Here is a 20912-nt window from a genome sequence, read left to right as displayed (position 1 = left end):
GTAAGCCGTTTTTTTATGACTGTTTTATTTCAGCGAACGCTTGTGCGCTATTTTCTCGTCTGCGCAACAAAATAACGTTATAATAAAGCAATACATGATTGTGGTTATATTGGAGAGGCGCACTTGCTAGCTGTTATACGTATTTTAATAATGCTGTTGTTTATATTATTAAGTTGTTTTTTTGGTTTGTTGTTATCAATATTTAGACCATTTCATCCTAATAATGTGCATGTTATTGCAAGTTGGTTTGGCTCAATGGCTAAAATGCTTGGGGTTAAATTAGAACTAAAATATCATCCCGATGCGCTTAAGGTGGGGCCTGCTGTGTATGTAGCGAATCATCAAAATAGCTACGATTTATTTACTATTCCAGCCATGGTACCAAAAAATTGTGTGAGCGTTGGCAAAAAAAGTCTTAAATGGATCCCATTTTTTGGGCAGCTTTATTGGTTGTCGGGTAATATTTTAATCGACCGTTCAAATCGTTCAAAAGCTGCTGGCACAATCTCAAAAGCAGCGGCTAAAATAAAACAAAAAGGCTTATCGGTGTGGATGTTCCCTGAGGGGACGCGTAGTTATGGTCGTGGTTTACTCCCCTTTAAAACCGGTGCATTTCATACCGCAATGAGTGCAGAGGTGCCTGTTGTGCCAGTATGTATGAACACAACCGATAAAACCATTAAACTAAATCGCTGGGATAATGGTACAATTTACATTGAAATGTTAGCCCCCATAGCACTTGATAACAGTATCAGTGCCCGTGAACATGCTAAAAGTGTGCACAGTATTATGGCTGCTAAAATAACAGAATTAGATGCTCAAGTGAGAGAGAAATAATGGAAAACTGGCGTGAAATAAGTGAAGACATCGTAACTTCACTACTTGAAGATGGTTCCGATCCAGAAATTCTTTATGAAGTAGAACACCACTTTGTATGTGAAGACTTTACTAAGTTAGAACAAGCGGCATTGGCTGCGTTTAAACTAGGTTACGATGTAGAAGAGCCAGCAGAACTTGAGCTTGAAGACGGTGAAAAAATTTGGAGTTTTGACATTGTTGTTGAAGCCGAATTAGATGTCGACGTGATAATGGAAGACGTTGACAAACTCGCGCAACTTGCTGTTGAATGCGATGTTGAATACGACGGTTGGGGCACTTACTTTCAAGAGTAAGGATTACCAATGCAAAAGGCGAACAATATGTTCGCCTTTTTGTGTCTTATTGGATCTGTATTATAATTACAGCCACTTTTTATTTTTAAAGTAAATACCAATCCCACCAGTTAAAACAATTAAAAACACCACAAATGCAGTGAATGCATAGGGGCTTTCTGTTCCAGGTATACCGCCGACATTGACCCCCAATAATCCCGTTAAAAAGCCCAGCGGTAAAAATAAAGCAGCTACCACCGACATTACATACATCCGCTGATTTAATTGCTCAGAGACCTGATTTGTAATGGTTTGTTGGATAACAAGTGCGCGCTCTATTGAACTATCGAGCTCTTCTAAATAGCGAATAAGTAAATTGGTGGTTTCATTTAGCTTGGCTTTATCATCGTCAAAAAGCCATGGGTAATGATTATTAACCATGCTACTGAGTGCTTCTTTTTGTGGTTTTAAGTAACGTTTTAGCGCGATGGTTTGACGGCGAAGTTGCGACAAGCCTTGGTTATCAAACTTTTTACTGGGCTCATCAATTTCCTCTTCAAAATCATCTAAGCTTTCATCTAGCTCATCAATTACTGTTTGCATACGTGAAGTGAGCTTGTGCGCTAATGTACACACCAATTCAGAAATACTGCATGGTCCCTCATTATTATTCAACGAGGCTAGAATATCTTGCACTGATAATAATCGGCGCTTACGCGTGGTGATCACCACATCGTTATTTATAAATAACCGAATAGATACCATGTCTTCAGGGCTTTGTGCTGGGTTTAAGTTGATCCCGCGTAAAAATAACATATGGCCATTAGTTGTTGGCGTTATTCGTGGACGCGTTTCATCAGCAGTGAGTGATTCCAGTTCATAGTCGTTTAACAGCCCGCAGTTTTTTAACCAATCCACCGCATCTGTTTGGCTGTAGTCCATATGCACCCACAGTTTTCCATCAGTAGGTTGCCATTGGTGTAATTGCTTGCTGTTTTCTATGGGGCGTGCACCGCCTTTTTCATCAAGAATAAGCGCATGAAGTAAGCCATTAATCATAATAATTTCTCATCGATAGTATATTTTTAATACAGTTAACTGTAATGTATTTAGGATCTGTTTATCTTTCAAGGTTAAATTTTCAGCAGTCTATTTGGTATTTAGGCAAGGCAGAGTGTGGTTATTCCCCATACATAGACGATAACACAGCATCAATGCCAAATAGGCGCTGCCCGAAGGGTTCTGCCTAGGGGCAGTTAACTCTTTGTTGCTCGATTTTTACTTAGCCCACTAGGTTACAAACCTCGCGCCGCGATTAAATTGCCCCTAGTTTGAACAAATATTAATTCGTAAAGGTCAACAGACCCTAGTTAAATAAATAAAATTTAGCTTTACTTTGTATATGTTAAACTGAGTTTAGCAACAAAAACTTATGTTTTAGCTTATGGTTAAATGCATACGTAAGAGCTGCATTGTTAAACGAGTTAACTTAAAAGGTCAATCAAATCGGCTTATCGAGTAGATTAATTTATTTTGTTGGTGTTTTATTTGCTGTAGCGTATAAAACACTTTTTTTACTAAGGGCACATTTATGACGACAAAAATAACAGTTGGTTGGCGTGAGTGGTTGAGTTTACCCGAGCTGGGCATCGAGCAAATTAAAGCAAAAATAGATACCGGTGCGCGTACTTCCTGTATTCATGCAATTAATATTGAAGAATATGAAGTGGAAGGCGAAAAATGGGTTAAATTTATAGCCCAACCATTGCAAGAAGACGAGCAAACGCAAATTACCTGCAATGCCAAAGTTAAAAAAATGAAGTACGTTACCAGCTCTAGTGGCCAAAAAGAATTGCGTTACTTTATTGAAACTACATTACATGCTGGCGAATTTAGTTGGCCAATAGAAATTACATTAACAAGTCGTGCGTCAATGAAGTTTAGAATGTTATTAGGACGCACAGCTATGGAAAATCGTATAGTCGTTGATCCGGCTTTATCACATTTATTATAAGAATTACTTGAGTAGCAAACATACTTATATGTGCTTGCTCAACATAATTTAGTTAAGGTTTTAACTATGAAAATTGGTATTTTATCTCGCAACAAAAATTTATATTCAACGCGTCGTTTAATTGAAGCGGCTGAGCAACGTGGTCATGAAGTAAAAGTGATTAACGCGCTACGTTGTTATATGAATATAAACTCAGATCAACCTGAAATCCATTACCGCGGCGAAAACCTAAAAGATTTTGATGCCATTGTTCCGCGTATTGGCGCATCAGTTACTTTTTATGGCTGTTCTGTATTACGCCAGTTTGAAATGATGGGTGTTTATCCGGTTAATGAATCTGTGGCTATTTCTCGTTCGCGCGATAAATTACGTTCTCTACAATTATTATCACGCAAAGGCGTAGGCATGCCAGTAACAGGCTTTGCTAGCAAGCCAGATGACGTAAAAGACTTACTCGAAATGGTAGGTGGCGCACCGGTCGTTATTAAGCTACTTGAGGGCACTCAAGGTATTGGTGTGGTACTTGCTGAAACACGTAAAGCGGCTGAAAGTGTTATTGAAGCGTTTATGGGTTTAAAAGCCAATATCATGGTACAAGAATATATTAAAGAAGCGGGTGGTGCGGATATTCGTTGTTTTGTACTCGGAGATAAAGTGATTGCTGCAATGAAACGCCAAGCACAGGAAGGCGAGTTCCGCTCAAACCTTCACCGTGGTGGTAGCGCTACACTGGTGCGTATTACGCCAGAAGAGCGTAAAACAGCGGTTGCAGCGGCAAAAGCAATGGGCTTAAACGTTGCTGGCGTTGACTTACTTCGCTCATCTCGTGGTCCTTTGGTTATGGAAGTAAATTCATCGCCAGGCCTTGAAGGGATTGAAGTGGCAACAGGTAAAGATATTGCGGGCATGGTGATTGATTTCATCGAGAAAAATGCTGCAAGTAAAGGAACGGCAACTCGTGGCAAAGGTTAAAATTAACCGACCTTTCACCCTATTAGGTGAAAGTATTGGTGTAGGTGAACGTAAAACACTCGCGCTAGAAGCTGCAAAGCTTTACACTCATTCACCGCTTAATATTCCTATTGAAGTGGTTAACGGTGTAATGGAAGGCCCTGTATTGATGGTGTGTGCGGCTATACACGGCGACGAACTAAATGGGGTTGAGGTTGTGCGCCAGTTACTGGCTAAAATCGACCCTAATCAGCTGCGTGGTACATTAATTGCGGTTCCGATTGTGAATGTATTTGGTTTTATTCATAAATCGCGTTATCTGCCCGATCGCCGCGATATGAACCGGAGTTTTCCGGGGTCTGAGCGTGGTTCATTAGCAGGTCGCATGGCGTATATGTTTTTTAACCAAGTAGCTGTGCATTGTACGCATATTATTGATTTGCATACGGGGGCGATTCACCGTACTAACTTACCGCAAATTCGTGCTAATTTAGCCGATGAAGCAACAGCGCAAATGGCTAAAGCCTTTGGTACGCCTGCGGTTATAGATGCGTCATTACGTAATGGCTCGCTGCGTAGTGAAGCCGCGAATTTAGGTATACCTGTTATTACTTATGAGGCGGGTGAAGCACTGCGCTTTGACCCTATTGCGATTGCTGCAGGCGTGCAAGGGGTTGATTATGTGATGCGGCATTTAAAAATGATACGCGGTAAACGCCCTAAAAAACTGCCTGATCCTGTGATTGCAAGCTCCACTAGTTGGGTGCGTGCTGAAGTAGACGGCATAGTAAGAGCGCAAGTATCGTTAGGTGAGCGAGTAATGAAAGGGCAAGTGCTTGCTTATATTAGCAGTCCGCTTGGCGATTCAGAACTTGAACTCCTTGCTCCTCGAAGTGGTATTATTATTGGCCAGCAAACTATGCCACTGGTAAATGAAGGCGATGCCGTATTCCATATTGCTTATTTTGCGCATGCAAATAGTTTGGTAGAGCAGCAGTTAGAAACGTTTATTGATGAGATAAATGATTTAGATGATGAGCTGAAAACGGCTGAACTAAATAATTAATACCAATTTGCTCAATTAAGTGAATTGGTATGACTCTATCTGTAGATATAAAAAACCGCCTTAGTTTTAAGCTAACGCGGTTTTTTAATAGGTGTTGTTTAGCTACGCGGTTTAGGGCCAATAATGCGTTTAATTTTAGGTGCTTTTGTTGGTTTAGGCTCCGTATTAAGCACTAACACCGGGCGGGTAACAAATAAGTTATTAGGGTAAATCACTCTGTGGCCATCAACGTGTTCGAGTAAGACATTCATCAGCCCCATTTCGATAATACGCCCTTCAATGGCGTTAGCTCCATCCACAATTCTCACCCAATAACCTACACGGCAGTCATTTTGAATAAACATCAGTAAAAACGCGGTTAAGTTACTCAGCAATGACCACGCCGCAAAGAGTGCAACGCCTAGCATGGCAAATAAAGAAGAGCCTAATACCAGTAAACCACGCAGTTCTATTCCCCAAAAAACTAATACTAAACACAGCATCACAAAGGCGAGTATTATTTTTAGTAGTAGCTCTGCACGGTACTTTCGGTGTAAATCGATTTTACCTCTGATAGCTTTTTCGAGTAATTTTTTAGTTACTTTTAATAGTAGCGGAAAGCTCAAAAGGGCAATCACGGTCACGATAAGTTTATATTGTGTGCCCAAAAGCTCTAAAAGGGTGATTAATTCCAAAATGTATTCTCACAATAATGATAGGCGCAAAGTGTAACGTTTAACGTAGGCGCGCAGTAGTGATTTTAAAAAGAATTTTTGACGCTGAGCAGCCATTGTACCGAGTCAACATCATCATATTTATTTAGTGGCGCGGCTATATCAAGGTGGATCATGGTACCCGCATTGGCGCGACTTGGCGCAAGGCGCAAACCTAAGCCCACATTTTTTAGCACTGGGGTGTTCTCAACTTGATACTGAGTGTTCGAGTCGTTGTTATACCAAGCTCGACCAATATCTAAAAAGGCCGCCCCTCCCACTTTAAACAGCTGTAGTAAGTCATATTCCCAGTAATAGCGCTTTTCTAAAGTGACTAAAAAACTCCGATCCCCATGTTGAAATTCCATAGGATAGCCACGAAGTCCAGTTTCGCCCCCTAGGGTGAGCTGTTTATCATTAGTGAGGTTTTTTGCGTATTGCAGCCTTGCTTTTACATACCAAGATTGATCAATACTGGTATTTAAATAATATTGAATTTGGCTAGTAGTGAGCAAGTTTTCGAGCTGTTTTTTCTCGTTATTCCAATAGCCTTGAATATCTGCATGAAAACGCCAAAGGGTATGGTTAGTGCTAAAATGGGCTTTGTTAAAATTAAACGAGTACACAGCGCGGCTATCGTCGTTACTCATTGATTCATCGGAGTAGCCCAGGGTGGCTTTGATATTCCAGCCTAAATTTAAATCCTCAGTACGATAAATACTGTCAAAGTTACGTACTTTTATAAAGTTATCTTCAAACCAATGGCCGCTGATGTAGGGGTAACTTAAGCTTCTGTTTTCAGCCACTGCTGTAGTGGTAGAATCAATCGCTTTGAAAGTGTGTTGCTCATCAATATAACCAAGGCTCAAGCGCTGGGTCCAGTTATGACTAAGGGCTTTAGAATGGCCAAAAAACACCTGGTTTAGGTCGGTTTTTTGTTCAAACTCACTAAACTTTTCACCTCTGATGTATAAGGCTTCTTCTCGTTGGGTTGAGTAACTCAGGGCGCCATAACTATAGGGCGTATCGATGGCATAAAACGGGTAGGTTAGTTCAACTAAATGACTTTTACCGTCACTATTGTCGGCATACTCTAAACGCCCTCGGTAGCGAGTTGATAAGATATTAGGATCATCGTAAACAAATAAATAACCATTTCGGTCACTGTCTGTTTTACGTGCAAACGATAACCGTTTGCCCCAACCAAATAAGTTAGATTCGCGAAAACCAATACTTGATTTATTTTCACCACCACTACGGCTAAAACTAAGTTCGGGCAGTAAAGTCCATAAGTCTCGAGTAATTACTGTTACATCAATATTTCCATCACAATTTTCGTCAGCAATAATTTGTGCATCATATAAATAACTTTGTTTTCTCAGTAACCGCTCAGATTCGGCCAGCGCTTTTGGATTAAAGGTATCGCCTGACTTAAACAGTAAAATACTCTTAATTACCTCAGGCTCGGTTTGTATGTGTGCTCGATTGGCAAAACGAAATAATGCATTGTTCTCAGCCTCTAGTTCAGTATTAAATACATTAAGCTGTTGCAAAGTGATGGAGGCAATTTTAGTGTTACTTTGTGCTGTGAGTGTTGGAGTTTGAGATGTAATTTGACGACGCAAATTATTTTCATGAGTTTGTGATGAGTCGTCACTAGGGCAGCTTTGGGCTAGTGGCGCTTCTTGCGCGCAAACGCTGAGCATAAACATACTCGAAATAGAAAGGCTAAAACAACTACGTGCAATCCATTTTCTATTTAACATTGATCCTCTTTAGCGCTATTTTGCAAAATAAAACACTTACCCTTAGCTTACATCATTGTTATTGATATGTAAGTAAAAGACAGATTTAGTTTTATTTTTATAGCGATTATAAGGTATTAGCTATGCATTTAAGTTAAATAAAATGTTAACGCTGCCAATAGGTTGTCGGCATCTTGTCCTTCACCATTAATCCACACACTTTGGCTGTAATGCTCAAAATTTAAATTAAATGTGTGGTTAGCATAGTTAAAACGCAGTTGATGACGATCTGCCCCAGCGGCATACTCATTAATGCTAATTTCATCGCTGTGCAAAAATAACGTTCCCCACAATTCAAAGTCTTCATCGTGCGGCAGCTCTGTCGGTTTAATAATAATACATTGATGTGTGTGATCGTATTCAAGTTCGGTCATAAGGGGCTTATTGCGTTGCTAGGTAATGTCGGATTGCGGTTAAAAACTCACCGCCATACTTGTTTAATTTAGTAAAACCAACCCCCGACACTTTTAAAAATTCACTGTCGTTAGTGGGCATAAGCTGCGCCATTTCGGCTAGCGTTTTATCGTTAAATACTACATAAGGCGGCACATCATCGGCATCGGCTAACTCTTTACGCAATGCACGCAGGCGAGCGAATAGTTTTTTATCGTAATTAAACTGCGCTAATTTATCCTGATAAACGTGTTTAGCTTGTAAGCGAGGCTCGGCCAATTGCAGCGCATATTCACCTTTTAAAATAGCGCGTGCAGCTTCAGTTAAACGCAATGAAGCGCCTTGGGTTATATCTTGGCTTAATAGCCCTTGATGAATAAGTTGGCGTAAAATACTAAGCCAAAATTCACTGCTTTTATCTTTACCTATGCCATAGGTACTAAGTTCATGGTGATTGTTATCACGAATGCGGCTAGTATTCGCGCCGCGTAATAACTCTACAATGTAACCCAATCCAAATCGTTGTTGCGCGCGATACACACATGAAAGCGCTTGCTGTGCGACTAATGTGCCATCAAAACTTTTAGGTGGATTTAAGCAAATGTCACAGTTCCCACAGGGCTCGCGTTGGTACTCACTAAAGTAGTTCAATAATATTTGACGACGACACGTTTGTGCTTCGGCAAAGCTGGCCATGGCATTAAAGCGCTGCTCTTCTACGCGGCGGCGTTGTTCATCGTCAATATCTTCAAAAAAGCGTCTAACCCGACCTATATCAGCGGGGTCAAAATACATAATGGCTTCTGCAGCGAGTCCATCACGTCCAGCGCGACCGGTTTCCTGATAATACGCTTCAATACTTTTTGGAATGTCGTAATGTAATACAAAACGTACGTTAGGCTTGTTAATTCCCATACCAAAGGCAACGGTGGCAACCACAATTTGAATATCGTCGCGGGCAAATCCAGTTTGCACAAATTGACGCTGTTCGTTGCTCATTCCCGCATGATAAGCCGCCGCATTAAGACCTGCATCGGCAAGCTTTTCAGCAATGTCATCAACTCGCTTGCGGCTGGTGCAATAAATAATACCGCTTTGATTTTTTTGCTCTTTCAAATAACGTAGTAATTGCACCATAGGTTTAAATTTTTCTTCTATGGTGTAACGAATATTAGGGCGATCAAAACTGCCGGTATGAATGTAGGGCTGTTGTAGCTTGAGTTGCTCAACAATATCAAAGCGAGTCGCTTTATCGGCAGTGGCAGTGAGTGCCATCATAGGCACATGTGCAAAGCGTTGTTTAAGCTCATTTAAACGAAAATAATGCGGTCTAAAATCGTGACCCCAATGAGAAACACAGTGTGCTTCATCAATAGCAAACAAGCTCACATTCAAATGAGAGAGCCGCTCTAAAAAGTCGCGTTGTAGCACTTTTTCAGGAGCTACATAAAGTAGCTTTATCAGCCCTTGATGCAATTGCTGATACACTAATTGTTGTTCTTCGCGAGCTAGGCTGTTATTGACATAAGCGGCCTTAACTCCCAGTGCTTGTAACTGGGTGACTTGATCTTGCATTAAAGAGATCAGCGGAGAAATAACAATGGTGACTCCCTCTAATACCAACGCGGGTATTTGGTAACACACCGATTTACCACCACCGGTGGGCAGTAATACTAATGAATCTTGGCCATTAATAGCGGCATCAATTACTGCACTTTGACCGTCGCGAAATTCACTGTAACCAAACACTTGTTTGAGTACAGTTTCGGGTTTACGCACAAGCGTATTAGGAGAAGGAGTTAGTGTATTCATCGGCGCTATTTTAGTGGTTTTTTATCAGGATGTCTTTAGCTTTCATTACTTGGTACACACATCTGTAGTGATAAACTAAAATCTGCAGGGGGTTACAATAGCCTCAAGCTGTGCTTTACTCATCGTACCACTGTAAACATAGAGAATAACAATGAATAAAGAAATGTTGATCGATCAAGTAGGGGCGCTGTTTGTTAATAACATGCCCTTTAACCAGTTTTTAAAAATAGCAGTAGAGTCACTTAGTACTGAACAAGCTAAAATATCATTTCCTTGGCAAGACGTATTAATTGGTAATCCGGCGCAAAAGATTCTTCACGGTGGAGTGATTTCTGCGGTGCTCGACAATGTAGGCGGAATGCTTGCTGCAGCAAGTGTAATAGGAAAACTAGACGATGCCGACTTACCCAGTGTGCATAAAAAGTTAGCAACACTGGGCACCATAGATTTACGTACTGATTATTTACGCCCAGGTAAAGGGGAGGTATTTATTGCCAGCGCCACACTTATTCGCTCAGGAAATAAAGTGTGCGTGTGCCGGATGGAGTTACATAACGAGCAGTCGGTACAAATAGCGTTTGGAACGGGCACGTATTTAGTTGGCTAAAAAGTGAGAGGGGGTTAAACTTACGGCCTTTTAAATCATCAAGTGGTTACTATGTCGATTGATACCGAGCAGCGAAAGGGCGCCATTTTTGCCTGCCTCGCCTTTTTTATGTGGGGCCTAGCACCCATTTATTTTAAGATGATCCAACATGTATCAGCATTTGAAATTTTAATGCATCGTGTTATTTGGTCAGTGATGTTTCTTATTTTGGTGGTGAGTGTGCTCAACTACTGGGATAAAATTAAACGCATTTTAATCCAACCTAAATTAATTCTGATGCTAGTTGTTACCTCGACCTTATTGGGGTTTAACTGGGGGTTGTTTATATGGGCTATTAATAACAATCACATGCTAGATGCCAGCTTAGGCTACTATATCAATCCTTTGTTAAATGTATTACTTGGTATGGTGTTTTTAAACGAGCGGTTACGTAAGTTGCAAGGAGCTGCTGTTGCCTTGGCTTTTACAGGTGTTTTATTACAGTTAATTAGTTTTGGTTCATTTCCGGTTGTGGCATTTTCGTTAGCGACTTCTTTTGCGTTATATGGCCTATTACGTAAAAAACTACAGGTTGATGCCTTGCCTGGGATTTTAATTGAGGCATTAATATTGTTACCCGTGGCGCTTACCTATTGGTGGCTAATGGTGCCGACTGAAACGTCTAATTTACCAGCGAATGATTGGCTAACTAATGCGCTATTAGTAAGTGCAGGTATAGTGACTACACTGCCATTGCTGTGTTTTACCGGCGCGGCTAAGCGATTGCAATACACTACGCTTGGGTTTTTTCAGTACATAGGGCCTAGCTTAATGTTTATTTTAGCCGTGGTGTTTTATGGTGAAGTGTTTGATGCTGAGCGTGTAATTACCTTTGCGTGTATTTGGAGTGCACTGGCTATTTTTAGTTGGGATTCATACCATCAGTCGCGTAAACGCAGAAAAGCAGCCATTGTCGCCTCAGGTGTGGTTTAGTTAAACTAAACCACTTTATTACGACCCGACTCTTTAGCTTTGTAGAGCTTTAAGTCGGCTTGTTTTAATAGTTCGTCAATTTGATAGGTTTCACTGTGGCTGAAGCCTATCGACAGCGTAAACTTGATTTGTGCTTGGCTAAACTCATGGCTATTAAGCTCAATAAATAATCGAAAGCTTTCTAGTCGTTTTAGCGCTTCTTGTTCGGTCAGTTCAGTAAAAAATACCGCAAATTCTTCTCCGCCTAAACGGGCAACCAATTGGTTTTCAAAATATTTATTAAAGCATACAGCCAGCCCTTTAAGCACTTCATCTCCGGCATCATGGCCATAGGTATCATTAATAGCTTTAAAATGGTCAATATCAAGCATAGCTAACATGGCTGGTGCTTTTGCTTTTTTAAACTGCTTTAATGACTTGTTAGCCTCTTCAAAAAAGTAACGACGATTAGGGAGTTTAGTTAAGTAATCTGTATTGGCTTGTCGTTTTATAGTTTCGATATGCTCTAGCATATCGACGTTTTGGCTTAGCCGGCAGTAAAATTCTTCACTGTTAAATGGTTTGTATAAATAGTCATTTGCTCCATTTTTTAAAAATAAGGCAGATAAATTAGACGAAGTAGCGCCTGAAATACCAATAATGGCTTTTTCGTTATTACTATAAATGCGTCTAATTTCGTTACACAGCTCAATACCGCCCATATTAGGCATTTCTTTGTCGGTAATAATCACAGAAATATCGGGGGTGCTTTCAAGCTCTTTAAGCGCCTCTAGGCCATCGGCTGCTTGTAATATTTGATATTTGTGACGTGTTAATAAACTACATATGTATTGGCGTGTTGACGCAGAGTCATCAACAACCAATACTTTTACATGCTTATTGCGAGGTAGGCGGTAAAGCTGCTTCTCTAAATACTCGTAGGCTTGTTTATTGCTTTTGATGATGTAATCAATTATGGGGTATTTTTCAACTGTATCACGGGTATGCTTATCGATATTGCCTGTCATCACTATGGTAGGAATATCTGCTGCAATGGTGCATGGAACCGCTTCACCTTGTGGCGCGTCAGGTAATATAAAGTCGACCACTGCGCAAAAGTAATAGTGCTTACTTATAAGCTCTTTAGTCTCAGCCAAGGATTGAGCAATATCAACCTCGTAGCCGACTTTTTGCGCGATATGCTTTTGCACTCGCGCAATAGTAGGAGTGTCTTCAACAATAAGTATTCTGTGCGTCAAGTAACAGCCTTGTTTAAATTTTGCAAAAGTGTTTGCTTATACAAGTTGTAACTGCTAAAACGCCAAAAAGCAACTATTGTAGTGACTTATATATTGTCTGCCTCAGAATAATAATCTTGGCTTATTGGTGTTGGCCCTGAAATTTTTGAGCGTCCAAATAATGTATGGAATTTTGTTTTGCAGGTTGTTAGCTTTAAATATTTAACCCATGCTCGCTCAATTGGGTTACTTGGCTCTATTATGCCACTGACAGCATTTACAAACTGTTGCTGATGTTCGTTTTGTGGCTCAACTGTTTTGTTATACAGGCTTTTTAAAACAACACCGTGCTGTTCTAAAATACTTGCCTCTAACAGGGTAAAGTGTCCGCTGCGGCTAAATCCGCGTGGAAAGTTTTGGTCATCATAAAATTGACGTTGACTTACGAATGCTTGACGAAGTAGTGAAATATCATTGCTCATAGCTGTACCCTCATACCAATTATTAGCTGGAGTATGGGACATAATCGCTATTTTTTTAAACAAAAAATTTTTATCGTGAGGATAAAAAATTGGACATAGATTTATTAAAAACATTTGTTGAAGTGGTGCGAACTCGCCATTTTGGTAAAGCAGCAGAAAACCTATATATAACGCAGTCTGCGGTGAGTTTTAGAATTCGCCAATTAGAGCAGGGCTTAGGCGTAAATTTATTTATTCGTCAGCGTAATAATATTCAACTCACTGCACCGGGTGAGCGTTTGTTACCGCATGCGCAAATGATTATTACTGGGATGCAAAGAGCCAAAGTGGATGTTGCACTTGCAGATAATATGCATAAGCAAATTAGCTTAGCAGGTACGCCTAATATTTGGGATGCATTTTTACAGTTTGGTATTACAAATATTGTATCGGCGATGCCTGGTGTATCGCTGGTGGCAGAAGTGAAAGCGCAACAAGAAAGCACTCGCTTATTGTTGGAGCGTACGCTTGATTTAGCTATTTTATTTGATCCTCCTAAAGTTGATGAACTTGTGGTTGAACGTATTTGTGAACTGCCTATTATTCCGGTGAGTGGTTACGATACGGCAACCAGTGATAACTTTTTTGATAATCAATATGTGTATGTTGATTGGGGAACCACGTTTTCTCTTTGGCATGCGCGTCAGTTTACCGGTAAAACACCGCCTTATTTTAGAACCAGTACAGGGCGTATAGCGCTTGATTTAATACTGCAATGTGGCGGTAGTGCGTTTATTCCACAGGTATTAGTTAAAGATCATTTAGAAAAAGGCGAACTTTTTCATGTAAAAGGGGTAGAAAATACCTCAAGAGATGTATTTGTTGCCTATCATAGAGATAACGAACAGAAAGAGTTGATAGAAACCTTGGTTAATTTGTTGTCGCAAATGACACCGAGTTTATTGAAACAAAGTAAGTAGTCGGTAGGCAGTTTATTTTACATGTTATTTTGATTTCAGATTTAATGCAGTTTTATTAACTTAAAAAGACAAAAATGTGTCCTTTGTAATATTTTTGTCATTTAGTGGTGACACACTGCTGCTGTTTTAAAAATTAGTCTATTGTGATTATCGAGGAAATAACATGAAATTTGCAAAATCGAGCTTATGCTTAGCCCTACTTAGCGGTTTATCTTTTAATGCACTTGCAGAGGCAGATATTTACGGTAAAGCAAATGTAACCGTTCAATCATCTGACGATGGTGAAGGATCGTTTACTGAAATTAAAAGTAATGCATCTCGTTTCGGACTTAAAGGGTCTGAAAAAATTTCAGACGGTTTAGAAGCGGTTTATAAGTTTGAATTTCAGGTTGATGTGTCTGATGCCGATTCTAAAGGTGATGACGACAATATTTCAGCGCGTAATCAATATGTGGGCTTTAAAGGCGGATTTGGTCAGGTTGTAATAGGCCGCAACGACACCGCGCTTAAGCAAGCGCAGGGGAAACTAGATCTTTTCAACGATCTTGAAGGTGATATAAAAAATACCTTTAAAGGTGAAAATCGTTTAGGTAACTCAGTATCTTATGCTTCAAACTCATATGAAGGTTTTAAAGTATTAGCGTCATTTATTGCAGAAGACGACGTAGATGCCAAAAATGGCTACTCAGTGGCGTTAACTTACGGTGATGCAGGCCTTAAAAAGAGCGCAGTATATGCTGCCATTGCTGCTGATAGCGAAGTAAATGGTTACGATGTAGTGCGTGCAACAGTTCAAGGTAAAATTGAAGATTTTAGACTTGGCGCAATGTACCAAACACAAGAAAAAGTAGATGGCAGCGCTGAGGCTGACGGTTACTTAGTGAATGCAGCTTACCTTATGGGTAGCAACACTTTCAAAGTGCAATACCAAACAATGGATTTTGATGACAGCGATGATAAAAGCGCGGTATCGGTAGGTGTTGACCATAAGCTAAACAAAAACCTTAAAGTATTTGGCTTTTACTCAAGCTTTGATATGGACAACAATGTTGACCAAGATTACCTAGGTTTAGGTATGGAATATAAGTTTTAACTAAACCTTAGTTAAAACACTCCCTTTTAACCGCACTCAGTTGAGTGCGGTTTTTTTTTGCTTTAAATTATTTACTTATCTGCGCATAATAGCCAAGCATTTGGAATGAGGTGGAACTCCTCAACTATTCCCGTAACTGTGATCAGTTTTACTGTAAGTCAGATACAAATGCCTTAAAACTTCATATAACGAGCGGGTTAACTCATTTTCTTTTTGGTACGTATTAGTACTGAGTGTGGGTGTTTCCCTGCCTAGGATAATTTTTTGCACACTCACACCTCTTTAAACTTACCGCTTTTAACCGTTAACAACGTTTCTTGGCGAGTGGACAATACATTAATTCTTAAGCACATTAATGTGAGCATTGAGCGTGGTAAATTTATTGGTTTAATTGGCCCTAATGGGGCAGGAAAGTCGAGTTTACTGCGGTGCTTATATCGATTTAATCAGCCATCAGCAGGCGACATTAAATTTAACGATACCGATATTTGGCAGCTAAAAAGCGAAGACTATGCCAAGCAAGTTGCGGTAGTGCTACAAGAAACACCGTCGCAATTTAATCTCTCGTTATTCGATGTTGTAGCTCTAGGGCTTACCCCGCATAAAACGCTATTTAGCTCGACCACCCAAGCAGATAAACAAAAAATAGCGCAGGCTATTAGTCGTGTTGGGCTTGAATCTCATAGCAATCAGTCATTTGACTCACTATCTGGCGGTGAAAAGCAACGAGCGCTTATTGCCAGAGCGATTGTGCAGCAACCACAGCTACTCATTATGGATGAACCCACAAGCCACCTTGATGTTAAATATCAAATTCAATTAATGGAGCTGGCTAAATCTTTGGGCATTACTGTGTTTGCTTCATTTCATGATTTAAATTTAGCGGCAGCCATGTGCGATGAGTTAGTGGTTATTAAAAACGGAGAAATCGCTAGCGCGGGAAAGCCTAATAAGGTGATCACCGAGCAAATGCTTGATGAGGTTTTTGGTGTTTGCGCGCAAGTTAATACTCACCCTCAAACGGCGTCCAATGGCGAGTCTATTCCCCATATTACCTATTATTATGGATACCAATAACATGGCGATTATGTCTAACCATGGTGTGGCGTTAATTATTGCACTGTTATGCGCTGTATTTAGTTTATTTGTGGCATTGAGCTTTGGTGCTGCCCCTACCTCGCTCGCAGATGTATACCATAGCTTAACTTTTTCAAGCGAGGCCTCATTTACCAGCCGCATTATTATTGAATTAAGAATGCCACGTACGTTACTGGCTTTTTTGGCCGGCAGCGGTTTAGCGATTGCTGGATTGATATTACAAACAGTTACTCGTAATCCATTGGCTGACCCTTATTTGTTTGGTATTTCGTCGGGAGCATCATTAGGAGTCGTAGTATTAATGGCTTTTGTTGGAATAGGCGCAGGTATTGCGCTATCAGCAGCAGCCTTAATTGGCAGTTTAGTAGCAATGGGGTTATTAATTTTAATTGCTGGCAGTCAACGCAACGCCCAAGTTGAGTCGATGTTATTGGCTGGGGTGGCCTTATCATTTTTATTTAGCGCCTTTACCAGTTTGTTACTTTATTGGAGCGATCCGCAGGCCGTCGCGGCTATTTTATTTTGGACTTTGGGAAGTTTTGCTAGGGCGCAATGGCCGTCACTGTTATTACCTGCCTTGGTCATCATTACATGTACAGTCATTATGTTAGGTTTTAGACGCCAACTTAATGCCATGTTGTTAGGTGATGAAAGCGCAACAACGCTTGGTGTTCGGGTGCATCGCTTTCGAATTTTAATGCTTATTTTAAGCTCATTGATCACAGCCGTGTTGGTTGCTATGTGTGGTGGAATTGGCTTTGTTGGCTTAATGGTGCCGCACATAGTGCGCTTTTTTATCTCTCAAGGCAGTAGTGTTGGATTGTTAATGACCGGATTAGTCGGGGGCATATTTATGGTGTGGGTCGATGTACTGGCACGTTCATTACTCGCTAACCAAGAGCTGCCAATAGGGGTGATCACGGCGGCCATTGGTAGTCTATTCTTTTTAAGTATCTTGTATTTTCGTAAGCGCCAGCTGGTGGGTAAATAATGAAAACATTAATGGTACAAGGTACCACCTCCGATGCGGGTAAAAGCACCTTAGTTGCAGCACTTTGCAGAGTGTTTGCTAACCAAGGGGTTAATGTTGCACCGTTTAAACCACAAAATATGGCGCTCAATAGTGCCGTAACGCACGATGGTGGCGAAATTGGCAGAGCCCAAGCATTACAAGCCATAGCCGCAAAAGTTGAACCTGAAATCGACTTTAACCCTATATTACTCAAACCCAATAGTGATACCGGCGCACAAGTTATTATTCATGGTAGAGCTATCAGCAATATGGAAGCCGATGCTTACCATGACTACAAAAAAGTGGCTATGGATGCAGTATTAACCTCGCATAAGCGTTTAGCTAAACGCTTTGATTTATTACTGGTAGAAGGGGCTGGCAGCCCAGCCGAAATTAATTTACGCGCAAACGATATTGCAAATATGGGTTACGCCGAGCAAGTGGATTGCCCTGTTATTATTATTGCCGATATTGATAAAGGAGGAGTATTTGCGCACTTAGTCGGGACTTTGGCGTTATTAAGCGAGTCTGAGCAAGCACGAGTAAAAGGCTTTGTGATTAACCGTTTTCGTGGTGATATTAGTTTATTACAAGGTGGGCTAGATTGGCTTGAGGAGTACACCGGTAAACCTGTATTAGGGGTATTACCTTACTTGCACGATTTAGCACTTGATGCAGAAGATGCTGTGGCCATAGATAATAATGTGACCGATGCCAGTATAAATATTGCTGTACTGTTATTGCCACATATTAGTAACCATACCGATTTTGATGCTCTGCGATTACACCCGAATATAAATATAACCTACGTGCGCCATACACAAGCAATTCCTGCTGTTGATTTAATTATTGTACCTGGCAGTAAAAATGTACTCAGCGATCTCGCGTTTTTAAAAAATGAAGGCTGGGATCAGCAAATTAAGTGCCATCTTCGTTATGGTGGCAAAGTATTGGGTATTTGCGGTGGTATGCAAATGCTGGGTAACACTATCAGTGATCCGAATGGGGTGGAGTCATCGTTGGGGCAAGTGACGGGCTTAGCGCTTAGCGATTTTGATACGCTATTGGGTGAGCAAAAAGTGTTAAGCCGAGTGAGCGCAGTGCTTAATTTAAATAAGCAACAGGTTGCATGTGATGGCTACGAAATACATGCAGGTATTAGTCAAGGAAAGGCGCTCTACAAGCCACTCATTCGCTTTAATAAACACCCCAATGACTTTAAAACCGATGGTTTTGTGAGTGACGATAATGCCATTGCTGGTACCTATTTACATGGCTTGTTTGATAGCCCTGCAGCCACAGAACAGCTGTTAAAGTGGGTGAAACCAGAAAGTGCAATTAGTGCGATTAGTATAAATGAGCATCGTGAACGCCAGTTAGAACGCTTAGCTGATATGTGTAAAGCGCATTTAAATATTGAACAAATTATTAAAATTTATCAAGGACATAACAATGACTGAATCAACTAACGACAAGCACCAACAGCGTCAACAAAAAGTAAAAGAACAGGTTGACGCGCGAGTAGCCGCAGCGCAACGAGAAAAAGGCATTTTTCAGGTTATTACTGGTAACGGTAAAGGCAAATCGACTTCTGGTTTTGGTGTGGTTGCACGCTGTGTTGGGCACGGTAAAAAAGCTGCGGTATGTCAGTTTATTAAAGGCACATGGGAGTGTGGTGAGCGTAATTTACTGCAAGGTGCTGGGGTTGAATTTGCTGTTATGAACACCGGTTTTACGTGGGATACGCAAAATAAAGAGGCCGATACCGCGGCAGCGCAAGCAACATGGCAAGAGTCAAAACGGATGCTAAGCGACAGCAGTATCGATGTGGTATTACTCGATGAACTCACCTATATGGTGACCTATGGTTATATCGACCTAGAGGAAGTGGTTGTTGCTGTAAATAATAGACCGCCTATGCAATCAGTAATTATTACTGGTCGTGCTGCGCATCGCACCTTAATAGAGCTTGCCGATACGGTAAGTGAAGTACGTAATGTAAAACATGCGTTTGAGTCGGGCGTAAAAGCATTGAAAGGCTTTGATTACTAATGTTAAAGCGTATTGTTTTTGGGCTGTTATTGTTTGCTGTTAATGTACCTCAAGCCCTAGCTGACAAGCCGCTTCGTATAGTGGCTTTAGCACCACACATAGTTGAAAATTTATATGCTATTGGGGCGGGTGATTTAATAGTGGGCACGCTGGATTACGCAGATTACCCGCAAGAGGCGACTAAAATTGAGCGTATTGGTGGCTACAATGGCATTTCTATTGAAAAGTTACTCATGCTAAAACCTGACATGGTGATTGCGTGGAAAAGTGGTAATCAGGCTGAAGATTTAGCACAAATAAAGCGTTTAGGAATTGAATTATATTTAAGTGATCCAAGTTCTATTGAAGGGGTTGCCTCGGAAATACTAAAACTAGGTCAAATAACGGGTCATATTGAGCAAAGTAAAAAAGTAGCCGAGACATTTACGGCCAAACTCAACGCAATTAAAGTTACACAGAAAGATAAAACCACGCTTACTGGGTTTTATCAGTTGTGGCCTGAGCCTATGATGACTGTATCAAAAAAGACATGGATCAATCAGTTAATCGAAACTTGCCAAGTAACCAATGTATTTGCAAACAGCGACACAGATTACCCACAAATTAGCATCGAAAACGTGATAGTTACTAAGCCACAAGTTATTATTATTCCTGATGAAAAATCAAAAAGGGTAATACCCACAGTTAATTGGCAGCAGTGGCCTGAAATTCCTGCGGTAAAGTATGAGCAGTTTATTAGCGTCAATGCTGATTTATTACATCGGTTTACCCCCAGAATGTTGGATGGATTAGCGCAGATGTGTGACAAAGTAGATATATCTAGAGAATTTATTAAGAGTCAATTATGAGCAACTGGTCATCTTTTTTAAACCATGAACTTAGCCAAACATATATGCAGCAAACCCTTGAATATATTGCGAGTAAACGAGCTGAAGGCACTGCTGTATATCCGCCAAAATCACAGGTGTTTAGCGCATTTGATGCAACTCCACTTAGCGACATTAAAGTGGTTATATTAGGTCAAGACCCTTACCATGGAGAAGGGCAAGCGCATGGTTTGTGTTTTTCAGTATTGCCTGAGGTTAAAAAGCTCCCGCCTTCGCTTAAAAACATTTATAAAGAGTTAGTAACTGATATTAATGGCTTTACCACGCCAGAACACGGCTATTTACAAGGCTGGGCAGAGCAAGGTGTATTTTTACTCAATACTGTATTAACCGTAGAGCAAGGGCAAGCCCATTCCCATAAACACTTAGGTTGGGAGCAATTTACCGATAATGTGATTGCTCATATAAATGAACACTGCCAAGGTGTGGTGTTTATTTTATGGGGCGCACATGCACAAAAAAAAGGTAAAAGTATTGATCGCCAGCGCCATCATGTATTGGCAGGGCCTCATCCTTCGCCGCTTTCAGCGCATCGCGGCTTTTTTGGTTGCCAGCACTTTTCCAAAACCAATGAACTGTTAATAGCGCAAGGGGCGCAGCCCATTAATTGGCAGGTATAGGGTAATTAAAAAAGGCTTTCATTTATGAA

Annotated in this window: 22 protein-coding genes and 1 riboswitch; of the genes, 15 read left to right on the top strand and 7 right to left on the bottom strand. The window is 40.7% G+C overall.

The window, feature by feature from the left end:
• The first annotated feature begins 123 nt into the window (after positions 1–123).
• Both PTET_RS13165 and rraB read left to right on the top strand, forming a co-directional pair.
• Positions 124–837: a 1-acylglycerol-3-phosphate O-acyltransferase gene (locus PTET_RS13165; protein WP_029610024.1), complete on the top strand. Its 714-nt coding sequence runs from the start codon at positions 124–126 to the stop codon at positions 835–837.
• The gene (gene rraB / locus PTET_RS13160; protein ID WP_008110603.1) at positions 837–1172 is read left to right on the top strand and encodes a ribonuclease E inhibitor RraB; all 336 of its coding nucleotides are present in this window, start codon (positions 837–839) and stop codon (positions 1170–1172) included. The genes PTET_RS13165 and rraB overlap by 1 nt, the downstream gene beginning before the upstream one ends.
• Before the next feature lie 66 nt (positions 1173–1238).
• On the opposite strand, the gene zntB is transcribed toward rraB, so the two are convergent.
• Entirely contained in the window at positions 1239–2210 is a 972-nt protein-coding gene (gene zntB, locus PTET_RS13155; protein ID WP_013465832.1) for a zinc transporter ZntB, read from the bottom strand.
• A 532-nt stretch (positions 2211–2742) separates the two neighbouring features.
• On the opposite strand from zntB, the gene PTET_RS13150 reads away from it, so the two are divergent.
• The 3 genes from PTET_RS13150 (at position 2743) to PTET_RS13140 (ending at position 5182) form a co-directional block, all read left to right on the top strand.
• Positions 2743–3165, top strand: coding sequence for an ATP-dependent zinc protease family protein (locus tag PTET_RS13150; RefSeq protein ID WP_008110607.1), 423 nt, complete (start codon positions 2743–2745; stop codon positions 3163–3165).
• A gap of 66 nt (positions 3166–3231) precedes the next feature.
• Positions 3232–4137 carry a 30S ribosomal protein S6--L-glutamate ligase gene (gene rimK / locus PTET_RS13145; protein ID WP_008110610.1) on the top strand — a complete coding sequence of 302 codons (906 nt, stop codon included), beginning with the start codon at positions 3232–3234 and terminating at the stop codon, positions 4135–4137.
• Complete coding sequence (locus PTET_RS13140) at positions 4124–5182, top strand: succinylglutamate desuccinylase/aspartoacylase family protein (protein WP_008110612.1); 1059 nt, start codon at positions 4124–4126, stop codon at positions 5180–5182. The genes rimK and PTET_RS13140 overlap by 14 nt, the downstream gene beginning before the upstream one ends.
• 98 nt (positions 5183–5280) lie before the next feature.
• Here PTET_RS13140 and PTET_RS13135 read toward each other — a convergent pair whose 3' ends face one another.
• The 4 genes from PTET_RS13135 to recQ form a co-directional block, all read right to left on the bottom strand.
• The gene (locus tag PTET_RS13135; protein ID WP_013465831.1) at positions 5281–5856 is read right to left on the bottom strand and encodes a mechanosensitive ion channel domain-containing protein; all 576 of its coding nucleotides are present in this window, start codon (positions 5854–5856) and stop codon (positions 5281–5283) included.
• 65 nt (positions 5857–5921) lie between these two features.
• Positions 5922–7640, bottom strand: coding sequence for a BamA/TamA family outer membrane protein (locus tag PTET_RS13130; protein WP_096038759.1), 1719 nt, complete (start codon positions 7638–7640; stop codon positions 5922–5924).
• A 128-nt stretch (positions 7641–7768) separates the two neighbouring features.
• Complete coding sequence (locus tag PTET_RS13125) at positions 7769–8053, bottom strand: DUF3630 family protein (protein WP_008110618.1); 285 nt, start codon at positions 8051–8053, stop codon at positions 7769–7771.
• Between the two features lie 7 nt (positions 8054–8060).
• Complete coding sequence (gene recQ / locus PTET_RS13120) at positions 8061–9884, bottom strand: DNA helicase RecQ (protein ID WP_028835655.1); 1824 nt, start codon at positions 9882–9884, stop codon at positions 8061–8063.
• Between the two features lie 151 nt (positions 9885–10035).
• On the opposite strand from recQ, the gene PTET_RS13115 reads away from it, so the two are divergent.
• Positions 10036–10491 (top strand): thioesterase family protein, encoded by a 456-nt coding sequence (locus PTET_RS13115; protein WP_028835656.1) that lies wholly within the window; start codon positions 10036–10038, stop codon positions 10489–10491.
• 51 nt (positions 10492–10542) lie between these two features.
• Entirely contained in the window at positions 10543–11463 is a 921-nt protein-coding gene (rarD, locus tag PTET_RS13110; protein WP_058155227.1) for an EamA family transporter RarD, read from the top strand.
• Between the two features lie 5 nt (positions 11464–11468).
• Here rarD and PTET_RS13105 read toward each other — a convergent pair whose 3' ends face one another.
• Both PTET_RS13105 and PTET_RS13100 read right to left on the bottom strand, forming a co-directional pair.
• A complete protein-coding gene (locus PTET_RS13105; protein WP_096038758.1) occupies positions 11469–12701 on the bottom strand; it encodes a response regulator in 1233 nt (410 codons plus the stop codon).
• 86 nt (positions 12702–12787) lie between these two features.
• Positions 12788–13162 (bottom strand): DUF413 domain-containing protein, encoded by a 375-nt coding sequence (locus tag PTET_RS13100; RefSeq protein WP_013465824.1) that lies wholly within the window; start codon positions 13160–13162, stop codon positions 12788–12790.
• Between the two features lie 89 nt (positions 13163–13251).
• Here PTET_RS13100 and PTET_RS13095 point away from each other — a divergent pair, with 89 nt between their 5' ends.
• The 8 genes from PTET_RS13095 to ung all read left to right on the top strand — a co-directional run bounded on the left by PTET_RS13095 (position 13252) and on the right by ung (position 20883).
• Positions 13252–14121 carry a LysR family transcriptional regulator gene (locus tag PTET_RS13095; RefSeq protein WP_013465823.1) on the top strand — a complete coding sequence of 290 codons (870 nt, stop codon included), beginning with the start codon at positions 13252–13254 and terminating at the stop codon, positions 14119–14121.
• 163 nt (positions 14122–14284) lie between these two features.
• The gene (locus PTET_RS13090) at positions 14285–15214 is read left to right on the top strand and encodes a porin (RefSeq protein WP_013465822.1); all 930 of its coding nucleotides are present in this window, start codon (positions 14285–14287) and stop codon (positions 15212–15214) included.
• A gap of 50 nt (positions 15215–15264) precedes the next feature.
• Positions 15265–15402: riboswitch (cobalamin riboswitch) on the top strand.
• 76 nt (positions 15403–15478) lie between these two features.
• Positions 15479–16291, top strand: coding sequence for an ABC transporter ATP-binding protein (locus PTET_RS13085; RefSeq protein ID WP_036956633.1), 813 nt, complete (start codon positions 15479–15481; stop codon positions 16289–16291).
• 1 nt (position 16292) lies between these two features.
• The gene (locus PTET_RS13080) at positions 16293–17303 is read left to right on the top strand and encodes a FecCD family ABC transporter permease (RefSeq protein WP_028835661.1); all 1011 of its coding nucleotides are present in this window, start codon (positions 16293–16295) and stop codon (positions 17301–17303) included.
• Positions 17303–18784, top strand: coding sequence for a cobyric acid synthase (locus PTET_RS13075; RefSeq protein ID WP_096038757.1), 1482 nt, complete (start codon positions 17303–17305; stop codon positions 18782–18784). The genes PTET_RS13080 and PTET_RS13075 overlap by 1 nt, the downstream gene beginning before the upstream one ends.
• Complete coding sequence (gene cobO, locus PTET_RS13070; RefSeq protein WP_028835663.1) at positions 18777–19376, top strand: cob(I)yrinic acid a,c-diamide adenosyltransferase; 600 nt, start codon at positions 18777–18779, stop codon at positions 19374–19376. Before PTET_RS13075 ends, cobO begins: the two co-directional genes overlap by 8 nt.
• A complete protein-coding gene (locus tag PTET_RS13065; RefSeq protein WP_096038756.1) occupies positions 19376–20224 on the top strand; it encodes a cobalamin-binding protein in 849 nt (282 codons plus the stop codon). Before cobO ends, PTET_RS13065 begins: the two co-directional genes overlap by 1 nt.
• Positions 20221–20883 carry a uracil-DNA glycosylase gene (gene ung / locus PTET_RS13060; protein WP_096038755.1) on the top strand — a complete coding sequence of 221 codons (663 nt, stop codon included), beginning with the start codon at positions 20221–20223 and terminating at the stop codon, positions 20881–20883. Before PTET_RS13065 ends, ung begins: the two co-directional genes overlap by 4 nt.
• Positions 20884–20912: the final 29 nt, after the last annotated feature.

Source organism: Pseudoalteromonas tetraodonis, from assembly GCF_002310835.1.
Classification (GTDB): Bacteria; Pseudomonadota; Gammaproteobacteria; order Enterobacterales; family Alteromonadaceae; genus Pseudoalteromonas; species Pseudoalteromonas tetraodonis.
This window is presented reverse-complemented; position numbering and strand designations above follow the sequence as displayed.